The following is a 12,272-nucleotide window of genomic DNA, read 5'->3' on the forward strand; positions in this document are numbered from 1 at the left end:
CCCCGGTGAGCGGCTCGGATGGTGGGTCGTGTAGGATTCGAACCTACGACCAATTGGTTAAAAGCCAACTGCTCTACCAACTGAGCTAACGACCCGTCCGAACGGGTGCAGATAGTACTGATCCACCCCCTTGAAGGCAAGCGCTTTTTTACCCTCGTGCCGCACTCGCCCTGTCAACGAGTGCGCGTGTCCCGCGACTTGCGCATTACCTGAACCGGCTTGCGCTTGTGCTTGTCGCGACTCCAGCGGTTCTTCTCGTCAGGGGTCAGGTCCGGCACCTTGCGCTTGGGCAGGCCCGCGGTTTCGGCAAGGTCGTCGACCTCGGCCTGGGTAAGCTCCACCCACTCACCGGCCTTGGCCCGCTTGTCGAGGAAAATATTGCCGTAGCGCACCCGCTTGAGGCGGCTGACGGTGAGCCCCTGGGATTCCCAGAGCCGTCGCACTTCACGGTTGCGCCCTTCCGTGATCACGACATGGAACCAAGTATTGATGCCCTCGCCACCGAACTCCTGAACGTCGGTGAAGCGCGCCGGTCCATCTTCAAGCATCACGCCCTCGACCATGGCGACGATCTGCGCCTTGCTTACCGCGCCCATGACGCGCACCGCGTACTCGCGCTCGACCTGGGTGGACGGATGCATCAGCTTGTTGGCCAGCTCGCCATCGGTGGTGAAGAGCAGCAGGCCGCTGGTATTGATGTCCAGGCGGCCGATGGCGACCCAACGCTCGCCCTTGAGGCGCGGCAGGCGGTCGAAGACCGTGCGTCGTCCTTCCGGGTCCTTGCGGGTGCACAGCTCGCCCTCGGGCTTGTTGTACATGATCACCCGTCTCGGCACGTCATCGGCGCCACGCAGGGTCACCGGGCGATCGTCGAAGGCCACCCTGTCGCGCATCTCGATGCGATCACCCAGTGTCGCCACCTGGCCGTTGACCTTGACGCGGCCATTGGCGATGGCAGTTTCCATCTCGCGGCGCGAGCCCAGCCCGGCACGGGCGAGGACTTTCTGCAGTTTTTCCGTGGTAGTACTCATCAGTCATCGGTCTCACTGGAGGAGGTTGTCGCATCCGTGGCAGCGTCATCGTCGACGCGGCCATGCGCACGTTCGGACAGGCGAGCCTCGAGATCGGCGAAGCTCAACCGGGTCCGTCCTGACGCCATCCCGGCGTGGTTGCCGTCGGCCATCCCGGCCGTCGGTTCGACGGCCTCGAAGACGCTACTGGCCGTCTCGAGGTCGTCTTGGGTCTCGTCACCGCCGTTCTCCTGCCCGGCCGCTTGATCGAGGGGCGCATCGGCCTGCGCCAGCAGCTCGGTCTGAGGTGGCGGCGCCTGTTCATCGCTCGACACCTCGAAGGGATCCTCGAAGGTCTTGAGCTCATGCATCGGCGGCAACTCGTCGAGGGTCTGGAGGCCGAAGTCGTCCAGAAAGCTGCGCGTGGTGGCATAGACCGCCGGACGCCCCGGCACATCGCGATGGCCCACCACGCGGACCCAGCCACGATCGAGCAGGGTGCGCATGATCGAACCGCTCACCGTGACCCCGCGCACTCCTTCGATGTCGCCCCGCGTCACCGGCTGGCGATAGGCGACCAGCGCCAGCGTCTCGAGCAGCGCCCGGGAATAGCGCTGGGGCCGCTCATCCCAGAGCCGTGACACCCAGGTGGAGAGCCGCGGGCGAATACGCAGCTGAAAGCCCGATGCGGTTTCGAGCAGCTCCATGGCGCCGCGTTCGTGACGCGTACCCACCCGCTCCAGGGCCTCCTTGAGGGCGCGCCGGGGCGGGCGCTCGTGATCATCGAAGAGTGCCTCGAGACGCTCGAGCCCCAGGGGTTCCCCGGCGGCCAGCAGCGCCGCCTCGAGAATCTCGTCCAGCGCCTCGGGAAAGGCCATGGCGGTCATGGGCGACTCTCCTCGTCCGCATCGGCGAAGGGGCTTTCGCCTTCGTCCTGCGCGTCCAGCGCCTCGTTATCGGCCTCATCATCCCTGGCCATTCGCACCCGCACGTGAATCGGCGAGAGCGGGGCATTCTGCACGATCTCGATCATCGCCTCCTTGGCGAGCTCGAGGATCGCCATGAAGGTGACGACCACCCCCGCCCGGCCCTCTTCCAGGGTGAACAGCGCCTCGAAGGGCGTGAAGTGATCGTGCGTCAGTCGCTCCATGATCTTCAGCATGCGCTCCCGGGTCGATAACGCCTCGCGGCTGATCTGGTGCACCTGATTCAGCTCGGCGCGCTTGAGTATCCCCGCCATGGCCCCCAGCAGCTCATCCAGCCCCACGTTCGGATGGATCACCCGCGACTCCAGCGGCGGCAGCGAGGCACGCGCCGGAAACCAATCGCGCCCCAGCCGCGGCAGCTCGGCGAGGGCTTCGGCGGCGTTCTTGAGCTGTTCGTATTCCTGCAGGCGGCGTATCAGCTCAGCGCGCGGGTCTTCCTCCTCATCGTCACCGCCCTCCTTCGGCGGGCGCGGCAACAGGGTACGCGACTTGATCTCGGCGAGCATCGCCGCCATCAACAGGTACTCGCCGGCCAGTTCGATCTCCAGCGCCTTCATCAACTCCACGTATTCGATGTACTGGTGCGTGATGGCCGCCACATCGATGGTCAGGATGTCCAGGTTCTGGCGCCGGATCAGGTAGAGCAGCAGGTCCAGCGGCCCCTCGAAGGCCTCGAGAAACACCCGCAGCGCCTCCGGGGGAATATACAGGTCCTCCGGCAGTTCGGTGATCGGCTGGTCGAACAGTCGCCCGAGCGCCACCAAGGTGTGCGTCGCGTCGTTCTCAGGCGCTTGTGTCTGGGGGGTGGCACTCACGCGGGGTCTGGCCTCCCGGTATCTCAACGGCTGGACAATCGGGCAGTTTATCAATTCCGGCGCATCGGGGTAACTCAGCTTGCCGCGGCGGCGAGGCGGTAGCGCCCGGTATAGTCGAAGAGCTTCTCGCGCACCTGCCAGTGCCGCCCTACCTTTCTACCCACCACGAAGTCAGGGTGGCGCAGGCGACGCTGCTCAGCGATCACCTCGTCCGGCGTGCGCGGCGACCAGCGGCTGCCGGGGGCACGCAGGTGATCACGCAGGAACACCGCGGCGAAGGCGCCCCGCTGGGCCGGGGTTTCCAGGGCGAACCACTCGCTGAGACTCGCCCCGTCCTCGTCGTGATAGCTGACCTTGAGCCGCGGCAAGCCACGGCCGTTGAGCGTCGCCTCGAGCTGCATGCCGCTGACTCGCAGCACCCGGGCATCCTTGAGCCGCAAGGCCTCCTTGAGCTTGTCGTCGGCGTCCACCAACAGGGTCTGGCAGCCATGACAGCGACGCGCGGCGATATCGTTCTCGGCCCCGCATTGGTCGCAGACCTTGAAGCGAAAGCGGAACGAACATTGCTCCGTTGCCGGCTTTGATTCTGTGTTGTTCGCGCGGGGCCGGGCGCGATGGCCGGAGCTTGAATTTACGCTTTTCGCGCAGGGTCGGGCGCGATGAGAAGGAACAAGCCCTTGGCAGCGTCGACCGAAATGCTCGATGACGATATCGCCATCGCGCTTGCCCCAGAACAGGTTGGCATGGCCGCAGGCCGGGCACTCGACCTGCACCGGCTCGGCGTCGGAAACGGGCCGGGGGGTGCCGACCTCGGGCGCGTAGAGATCCCAGGGGTTGCCGGCGTAATCGAGGATCAGGCAGTCGGTCTTGCCGGGCGAGAGCCTCAGGCCACGGCCGACGACCTGCTGGTAGAGGCTCACCGACTCGGTGGGCCGCAGGATCGCGATCAGATCGACATGCGGCGCGTCGAAGCCGGTGGTGAGCACCGCCACGTTGACCAGGTACTTGAGCTTTCGCGCCTTGAAGGCAGCGATCAGCGCCTCACGCTCGCGGCCAGGCGTCGCCCCGGTGATCAGCGCCGCCTGCCCCGCCGGCAGATAGCCAAGGATCTCCTCGGCGTGGGCGACACTTGCCGCGAAGAGCATCACGCCCAGGCGGTCGTGGGCGCGTGCCACCACCTCGGCGATGATGCCCGGCGTGGCGCGGTTGCCCGCCACCACCCGATTGAGCTCGTGCTCCTGGAACAGGCCGCTGGCGGCCGGGCCTGACGTGGAGACCGGGCCTGAGGTGGAGAATAGTGCCGAGAAGTCATAGCGTTCGACCGCGGCGTCGATCCGCCGCGGCGGCGCCAGATAGCCCTGCTTGACCATCAGGCGCAGCGGCTGCTCGAAGACACAGTCGCGAAAGAAGCAATTCTCATCGCCACGCACCATGCCGTGATGATGGCGATGGTAGATGAAGCCCTCGCCCAGGCGATGGGGTGTGGCCGTCAGGCCCAGCACCTTGAGGCGCGGGTTGCGCTGGCGCAGCACGTCGATGACCTGCCGATAGCTCGATTTCTCGTCCATCGAGACGCGATGACACTCGTCGATCACCAGCAGCGTGAAGGAGCCATCCGCAAAGTCGTGAAGGCTGCGCACCACCGACTGCACCGAACCGAACACCACCTGACGCCCCGACTCCTTGCGGCCCAGCCCGGCGCTGTAGATATCCGCCTCAAGGTCATAGGCCAGGTACTTGGCATGGTTCTGTTCGACCAGTTCGCGCACGTGCGCCAGCAACAGCACCCGACCGCGGGCGAGCCGCGCCAGCTCGGCGATCACCAGCGACTTGCCGCTGCCGGTGGGCAGTACCACCACCGCCGGCTCACTGCTGCCGCGAAAGTATTCGACCACCCGCGTTACCGCCTCCCGCTGGTAGGGGCGCAAGGTGGGGCGGGGCGCAGTCGACGCATGGGCAGGCAAGGAAGGCGACCCTGAGGTCGCCTTCCGATCATACTGCGGCTCTGGCACAGGTACAGTTATAGGTAGCGCCGGTCCCGACATCGGCTCAGCCCAGCCAGACGCGCGCGTTGCGAAACAGCCGCGCCCAGGCGCCGTCGCGCGTCCATTCGGCGGGCCGCCAGGAGTTGGTGACCGCCCGCACTACCCGTTCCGGGTGCGGCATCATGACCGTGACGCGCCCATCCGGCGTGGTCAGGCCGGTGATGCCGGAGGGCGAGCCGTTGGGGTTGGCCGGGTAGCGGGTGGTCACCTGGCCGTAATGGTCGACGAAGCGCAACGCGATCTGACCGCTGCCCTGCATCCGGCGCAGGTGAGCGCTGTCACTGAACTCGGCGCGCCCTTCGCCGTGTGCCACAGCGATCGGCAGGCGCGAGCCCTCCATGCCGGCGAGCAGGACCGACGGGGTCTTTTCCACCTGCACCATCGCGACGCGTGCCTCGAACTGCTCGGATTCGTTGCGCACAAAGCGCGGCCAGGCCTCGGCGCCGGGAATCAGCTCGCGCAGCTGGGCGAGCATCTGGCAGCCGTTGCACACGCCGAGCGAAAAGCTGTCGTCGCGCTGGAAGAAGTCGGCGAACTGCTCGCGGGCGCGGGCATTGAACAGCACCGACTTGGCCCAGCCGCCCCCGGCACCCAGTACATCGCCGTAGGAGAAACCACCACAGGCGACCAGCCCCTTGAACCGTGCGAGATCCACGCGTCCGGCGAGGATATCGCTCATGTGCACGTCGACGGCCTCGAAGCCGGCATGATCGAAAGCCCAGGCCATTTCCAGATGGCCGTTGACGCCCTGCTCGCGCAACACCGCCACCGCCGGGCGGGTCGAATTGACGAACGGCGCGCTGATGTCGTCGTCGACCTCGAAGCTCGGGCTCGCCGAGAGGCCCGGGTCGCGATCGTCGAGCAGCGCGTCGAATTCGCTCTTGGCGCAGTCAGGATTGTCGCGCAGCGCCTGCAAGCGATAGCTGGTCTCGGACCAGGTGCGTTGGGTGAGCAGTCGCGTGGTCTCGAGCAGCGGCTCCTCGAAGAGCGTCACCCGCACCTGGTCATCAAAGCGCGGACGCGCGATGACCCCGCAGGTCTCGATGCCCGCAGCAGCGAACTGCGCGAATACCGCCTCGGTGTGCTTGCGATTGACTTGGATCACCGCGCCGAGTTCTTCGGCGAACAGCGCATCCACCGCCTCGACCGGCTCGTCGACCAGCCAGTCGAGCTTGATCTCGAGACCCGAGTGGGCGGCGAAGGCCATCTCCAGCAGGGTGACCAGCAGGCCACCGTCGCTGCGATCGTGATAGGCCAGCAACTTGCCCTCGGCATTGAGGCCCTGGATGACCGCGAAGAAGGCCTTGAGATCCTCGGGATCGTCGAGGTCCGGGCAGTCGTCGCCGATCTGGCCGTAGACCTGTGCCAGCGCCGAGCCGCCCAGCCGGTTACGGCCGCCGCCGAGGTCGATCAGGATCAGGTCGGATTCGTCCTGTTCCAGGTTGATCTGCGGGGTCAGAGTGCGCATGGCGTCGACCACCGGCGCGAAGCCCGTGACCGTCAACGACAGCGGCGAGGTCACGCTCTTTTCCTCGCTCGTCTCGCCATCGCCGTCTTGCCAGGCGGTACGCATCGACATCGAGTCCTTGCCGACCGGAATGGCGATACCGAGCGCCGGGCAGAGCTCCATGCCCACCGCATGGACGGCGTCGTACAAGGCCTGGTTCTCGCCGGGGTGGTTGGCTGCACTCATCCAGTTGGCGGAGAGCTTGATGTCTTCGATCTTTTCGATGGGGGCGGCGGCGAGATTGGTGATCGCCTCCGCCACCGCCAGGCGGGCACTGGCCGCGGGGTCGATCAGCGCCACCGGTGGCCGCTCGCCCAGGGCCATGGCTTCGCCGGCGTGGGTATCGAAGCTGGCCGTGGTCACGGCGACATCCGCCACCGGCACCTGCCAGGGGCCGACCATCTGGTCGCGGGCCACCTGTCCGGTGATGGAACGATCGCCGATGGTGATCAGGAAACTCTTGGACGCCACGGCGGGCAGGCGCAACACGCGGTCCATGGCCTCGCGCAGGTCGAGATTATCGAGCATCACCCCCGGCATGTCGTGGGGCTGGCGCTCAAACTCGCGCTGCATTTTTGGCGGCTTGCCGAACAGCACGCTCATCGGCAGATCCACCGGCGGGGTGGCGTCCTGGGCGGCGAAGTGACCGTCGCGGACTTCCAGGTGGTGCGCCTGGGTCGCCTCGCCGACCACCGCGTAAGGGCAGCGCTCGCGCTGGCAGAGCGCCTCGAAGGTCTCGAGATCCGCTGGGGCCACCGCCAGCACGTAGCGCTCCTGCGCCTCATTGCACCAGATTTCCAGCGGGCTCATGCCCGGCTCAGCGTTGGGCACGGCGCGCAGCTCGAAAAGCCCGCCGCAGCCGCCATCCTTGACCAGTTCCGGCAGAGCGTTGGAGAGCCCGCCGGCGCCGACGTCGTGAATGAAGCGGATCGGATTGGCCTCGCCCATCGCCCAGCAGCGGTCGATCACTTCCTGGGCGCGCCGCTCCATCTCGGGGTTGTCGCGCTGCACCGAGGCGAAATCCAGATCTGCGCTCGACACGCCGGAGGCCATCGACGACGCCGCGCCACCGCCCAGGCCGATCAGCATCGCCGGCCCACCCATCACGATCAGCTTGCCGCCGACCGGGATCTCGCCCTTCTGCACGTGGCCGTCGCGAATATTGCCGTAGCCGCCGGCGAGCATGATCGGCTTGTGGTAGCCGCGCCGCTCGATGCCCTCGGCGCCCAGCGAATCCTGTTCATAGGTGCGAAACACGCCGGCGAGATTGGGGCGCCCGAACTCATTGTTGAACGCGGCACCGCCGATGGGGCCTTCGAGCATGATGTCCAGGGCGCTGGTGATGCGCTCGGGCTTGCCGTAATCGAAGGCTTCCCAGGGCTGCACGAACTCGGGAATACGCAGGTTGGAGACGGTGAAGCCGGTCAGGCCGGCCTTGGGCTTGCCGCCGATCCCGGTGGCCCCTTCGTCGCGGATCTCGCCGCCGGCGCCGGTGGCCGCCCCTGGGTGGGGCGCGATGGCCGTGGGGTGATTGTGGGTTTCCACCTTCATCAGGATATGAATGGGCTCCTGATGGGTGCCGTAGACGGCCTCTTCGCCCGCCTGACCGGTGAGCGGCGCGGCGAAGAAGCGGCCAGCCTCGCTTCCGCGAATCACCGCCGCGTTGTCGCTATAGGCGGAGAGGATATTCTCCGGCGAGACCTCATGGGTATTCTTGATCATCCCGAACAGCGAGTGGCTCTGGGGCTCGCCGTCGATGACCCAGTCGGCATTGAAGATCTTATGGCGGCAGTGCTCGGAGTTCGCCTGGGCGAACATCATCAGTTCGACATCGGTCGGATTGCGATTAAGCCCGCGGAAGGCCTCGAGCAGGTAGTCGATCTCGTCGTCGGCCAGCGCCAGCCCCAGGTTGAGATTGGCGGCTTCCAGCGCCGCGCGGCCGCCCTCGAGGATGTCGACCCGACCCAACGGCGCCGGCTCGTGATGGGCAAACAGCGTCGCGGCATCCGAGGCATCGGTCAGTACGGTCTCGGTCATGCGGTCGTGAAGGCTGGCGACGATGGCCTCGAAGGCGGCCTCTGAGAGCATGCCCTTGAGCCTGACGCGATAGGCGATGCCCCGCTCGATGCGCCGCACGCCTTCCAGGCCGCAATTATGGGCGATATCGGTGGCCTTGGAGGACCAGGGCGACTGGGTGCCGATACGCGGCACGACAAGAAACAGCTGCCCCTCGGCGCGGCCACCGGCGTCACGGTCCTCGTGCTTGCCGCCCCCTCTCGTTACCTCTCCCGTCACGCCATCGCCCAGCAACTGCTGAAGCACGCTCAGCGCCTCGTCCGATGGCTCGCCAGCGTAGTCGACGAAGTGCACGTAATCGGCGTGAAGGGACTCGACGTCGGCAACGGTATCTTGCAGGGCGGCCAGCAGCTTGGCATGACGGAAAGCAGATAGGGCGGGCGCGCCTCGCAGTTCGAGCATATCCAGGAGCCTCTGAAGCAATAGAAGTCGGTGGCCGCGGGCTGCGGCATTGAGCGCCTATGATACGGGAAAGGTCGGAGTGCGAGAAATTTCAGCGATGACAACCTTTGTTTCGCTGGTTAAGGTGGAAGCCCTCATCGTTGACCAGCCACCGCATGACCGTACCCCTGTTCGATCACCTCCCCGGTTCCTGGCGCGGGGCAGCGCTGCTGGGAAGCGCCATACTGCTCACCCTGTGGCCGGGGGACTCGGGCGCGCCTCGCGATTCGCACCTGCAGGCCGTGCTGGCGCGCGACTTTATCAGCGTGCATACCCGCAATACCCCCACCACATATTACGAGGGCCGCCGTGGCCCGACCGGTTTCGAATACGAGCTGATGAAGCGCTTCGCCGATTCGCTGGGTGTCAGCCTGACGCTGGAGGCCGATCACAACATCGAAAGCGTCCTGCACGCCGTACGGGAAGAAGGCGATCTGGGGGCAGCCGCCCTGCCGTTGGACCCGACGATGGAAGGCCTGCTGTTCAGTCGGCCGATTCTCGAATTGACCCCTCTGCTGGTCTATCGCCGCGACCTGCCACCGCCAACCACCCTCGAGGATCTGGAGGGGCTGGAGATCGGCACCCTGAGCGGGTCCGGCACCGATCGCGTGCTGCGCGAACTCCAGTCCGAACATCCCTTCTTGAGCTGGAAGGAGTCGGATGACATCGAAGTCGCCGACCTGCTCGCCCGAATCGAGCGAGGTCATCTGGACGCGGCAGTGGTCTTCGAACACCAGTTTCGCCTCAACCGGCTGTTTTTCCCCGAGGTCGAGGACGGTTTCACCCTGGGCAAGCCCCTGTCGATGGCCTGGGCCTTTCCTGCAGGTCGGGGTCTTGGTCTGCTTGAGGCCGCCAACCGCTTTCTCGACGGGCTACACCGGGACGGCCGACTCGACGAACTGGTGGCCAGCTATTTCGGACACGACGATTATCTCGAGTACGTGGGCGCGCGCACCTTCATTGCGCAAGCTCTGGAGCGCCTGCCGACCTATACCGAGCTTTTCCGCGCCGCCGCCCGCGACACTGGCTTCGACTGGAAGCTGCTGGCCGCAGTGGGCTATCAGGAGTCGCATTGGCAGCCCGAGGCGACATCGCCCACCGGGGTGCGGGGCCTGATGATGCTGACACTGCCGACCGCCGGCGAAATGGAGGTCGATAACCGCCTCGACCCGGCGCAGAGCATCGACGGTGGCGCCCGCTACCTGCGCGAGATGGAACAGCGCCTTCCCGAATCGATCACCGGGAACGACCGGCTATTCATGGCCATGGCCGCCTACAACGTCGGGCTTGGCCATCTCTACGATGCCCGCCGGATCGCCGAGATGCAGGGCGGCGACCCAGACCGCTGGGAAGATGTCCGGGAAGCGCTGCCACTGCTGCAGGAGCAGGAGTGGCATAGCCAGACCCGCCACGGGTATGCGCGTGGCGGCGAGCCGGTGATCTATGTACGCAACATTCGCCGCTACTACGAGATCCTCGATTACCTGGACCGCAGTCAACAGCGTTACCCCCTGCTTAACGCTCAACTATTCGACGAGGAAGACGGCGATGTCTTCCGGCTCGTTCCCCCGCTTCCGTAAGGTTTCAAGCATGCCTCGCCAGCCATCACCGCCGGGCCGTCAGGCTGTTCCCGGCGGGCCGCGCCGAGCGGCGAAGAAGTCGCGCATCAACCGAGCTGCCCGGGTGGCCAGCACGCCGCCCAGCACCTCGACTCGGTGGTGATGCCAGGGCTGGGCGAAGAGATTGGCCTTCGATTCCACCATGCCGCTGCGAGGCTCGGCGGCGCCATAGACCATACGTGACAGGCGGGCCTGGATGATCGCTCCGGTGCACATCAGGCAGGGTTCCAGGGTCACGTACAGGGTGCAACCATCCAGTCGATAGTTGCCCAGGCGCTCACCAGCATCGCGCAGTGCCCGAATCTCGGCATGGGCGCTGGGATCATGCCGTGCCACCGGGGCATTGAAGCCTCGCCCCACGATCTCTCCCGCCGCATCCACCACCACCGCGCCCACCGGCACTTCGCCGGCGTCAAACCCTTGGTGGGCCTGATCCAGCGCCCGATGCATGTAGAATTCGTCACTGCGCATCGCCGAGGACTCCGGTAGACTGCGGTAAAACGATCGTATGACATTGCCGGCAAGCCGCCTTGTCGGCCTACGGAGGAAAGCGAGAATGTCTGACGCCCTGAACGACCTGGTGGCTCTGCTGGGCCTGGAGGCGCTGGAGGAAAACCTCTTTCGCGGACACAGCCAGGACCTCGGCCTTCCCCAACTGTTCGGTGGCCAGGTACTGGGCCAGGCCTTGTCAGCGGCTTGCCAGACCGTCGACCCCGCTCGCGCTGTGCATTCGATGCATGGCTATTTCCTGCGTCCGGGTGACCCTCATCGCCCGGTAGTCTATCAGGTCGATGCCGTACGTGACGGCGGCAGCTTCAGCACTCGGCGTGTCACCGCCATCCAGAAGGGCCGGCCCATCTTCTTCTGCAGTGCGTCCTTCCATGGCCACGAAGCGAGTTTCGACCATCAGCCCACCATGCCGGACGTACCGATGCCGGAAACCTTGAATGCCCCCGAGGCACGCATGGAACGCTTCCCCGGCCACCCCATCGAGTTCCTGCACTTGGGCGATACAAGCGAAACCGGCCAGCCGGCGCGCAAGCGGCTGTGGTTTCGCCTGGCCGGCGAACTGTCCGACGATCCGGTGTTGAACCGCTGCTTGCTGGCCTACAGCTCGGACTTCAATCTGCTGACCAGTGCGCTGGTACCTCACGGCATCACCTACGGCGATCCGAGACTGCAGATCGCCAGCCTCGACCACGCGCTATGGTTTCACCGCGACGTCAAGGTCAACGACTGGCTGCTCTATGACATGGACAGCCCCTGGGCCGGTGGGAGCCGCGGTTTCGCGCGCGGCAGCATCTTCGACCGCCATGGCCGGCTGGTCGCCTCCGCGGCGCAGGAAGGCCTCACCCGGCTGCGCACCTGACGCTTGGCATCGCGCCACCACCGGCGATATCATGCGATCGCTGCCGCAATAGCTCAGTTGGTAGAGCAACGCATTCGTAATGCGTAGGTCGGAGGTTCGACTCCTCTTTGCGGCACCATAAACGCCAAGGAAAACGGCTACTTAGCGAATTTTCGCGGTGGCCGTTTTACGTTTCTTGGCTTCTAGGTAGCAAATAGGTAGCAGCCAGCAGAATTAGGCCGAGCCAGGTAGCAGGCTGCAATCAGTCGGCAGTCGGACATGTCCTGCTCGCGTCGCCCTCTTTTCTGCCGGGCTTCAGCGGCTCATCTTTATTCGCGGACCACTACAAGCTGCGCTGCCTAGGTGCAGAGTGCGGCTGTGCATGATAGTGCTGGCGCCTTCACGCACCATCGTCACGCGGTCAA

8 protein-coding genes and 2 tRNA genes are annotated in these 12,272 nt (G+C 65.7%); 3 read left to right on the forward strand and 7 right to left on the reverse strand.

Features of this window, described 5'->3' with window-relative positions; genetic code table 11:
* Positions 1–19: 19 nt before the first annotated feature.
* The 6 genes from BM341_RS06705 to purL all read right to left on the reverse strand — a co-directional run bounded on the left by BM341_RS06705 (position 20) and on the right by purL (position 8,841).
* Positions 20–95: transfer RNA gene (locus BM341_RS06705), tRNA-Lys, on the reverse strand.
* A gap of 78 nt (positions 96–173) precedes the next feature.
* Positions 174–1,031: a 23S rRNA pseudouridine(2605) synthase RluB gene (gene rluB, locus BM341_RS06710; RefSeq protein WP_089794235.1), complete on the reverse strand. Its 858-nt coding sequence runs from the start codon at positions 1,029–1,031 to the stop codon at positions 174–176.
* Complete coding sequence (gene scpB / locus BM341_RS06715; protein WP_089794237.1) at positions 1,031–1,897, reverse strand: SMC-Scp complex subunit ScpB; 867 nt, start codon at positions 1,895–1,897, stop codon at positions 1,031–1,033. Before scpB ends, rluB begins: the two co-directional genes overlap by 1 nt.
* Positions 1,894–2,811 carry a segregation and condensation protein A gene (locus BM341_RS06720; protein WP_089794239.1) on the reverse strand — a complete coding sequence of 306 codons (918 nt, stop codon included), beginning with the start codon at positions 2,809–2,811 and terminating at the stop codon, positions 1,894–1,896. The genes scpB and BM341_RS06720 overlap by 4 nt, the downstream gene beginning before the upstream one ends.
* 74 nt (positions 2,812–2,885) lie before the next feature.
* Positions 2,886–4,856, reverse strand: a complete 1,971-nt coding sequence (locus tag BM341_RS06725; RefSeq protein ID WP_089794241.1) for a DEAD/DEAH box helicase — start codon at positions 4,854–4,856, stop codon at positions 2,886–2,888.
* Between the two features lie 4 nt (positions 4,857–4,860).
* Positions 4,861–8,841: a phosphoribosylformylglycinamidine synthase gene (gene purL, locus BM341_RS06730; RefSeq protein ID WP_089794243.1), complete on the reverse strand. Its 3,981-nt coding sequence runs from the start codon at positions 8,839–8,841 to the stop codon at positions 4,861–4,863.
* A gap of 155 nt (positions 8,842–8,996) precedes the next feature.
* On the opposite strand from purL, the gene mltF reads away from it, so the two are divergent.
* Positions 8,997–10,460 (forward strand): membrane-bound lytic murein transglycosylase MltF, encoded by a 1,464-nt coding sequence (mltF, locus tag BM341_RS06735; protein ID WP_089794245.1) that lies wholly within the window; start codon positions 8,997–8,999, stop codon positions 10,458–10,460.
* A gap of 39 nt (positions 10,461–10,499) precedes the next feature.
* Here the strand turns inward: mltF and tadA are convergent, their stop codons facing one another.
* Positions 10,500–10,970 (reverse strand): tRNA adenosine(34) deaminase TadA, encoded by a 471-nt coding sequence (gene tadA / locus BM341_RS06740; RefSeq protein ID WP_089794247.1) that lies wholly within the window; start codon positions 10,968–10,970, stop codon positions 10,500–10,502.
* 85 nt (positions 10,971–11,055) lie between these two features.
* On the opposite strand from tadA, the gene BM341_RS06745 reads away from it, so the two are divergent.
* Together BM341_RS06745 and BM341_RS06750 are read left to right on the forward strand one after the other, a co-directional pair.
* Positions 11,056–11,868 carry an acyl-CoA thioesterase gene (locus tag BM341_RS06745; RefSeq protein WP_089794249.1) on the forward strand — a complete coding sequence of 271 codons (813 nt, stop codon included), beginning with the start codon at positions 11,056–11,058 and terminating at the stop codon, positions 11,866–11,868.
* Positions 11,869–11,910: 42 nt separating this feature from the next.
* Positions 11,911–11,986, forward strand: a tRNA-Thr gene (locus BM341_RS06750).
* Positions 11,987–12,272 lie beyond the last annotated feature (286 nt).

Origin of the sequence: Halomonas korlensis (assembly GCF_900116705.1) — a bacterium.
Lineage (GTDB): Bacteria > Pseudomonadota > Gammaproteobacteria > Pseudomonadales > Halomonadaceae > Halomonas > Halomonas korlensis.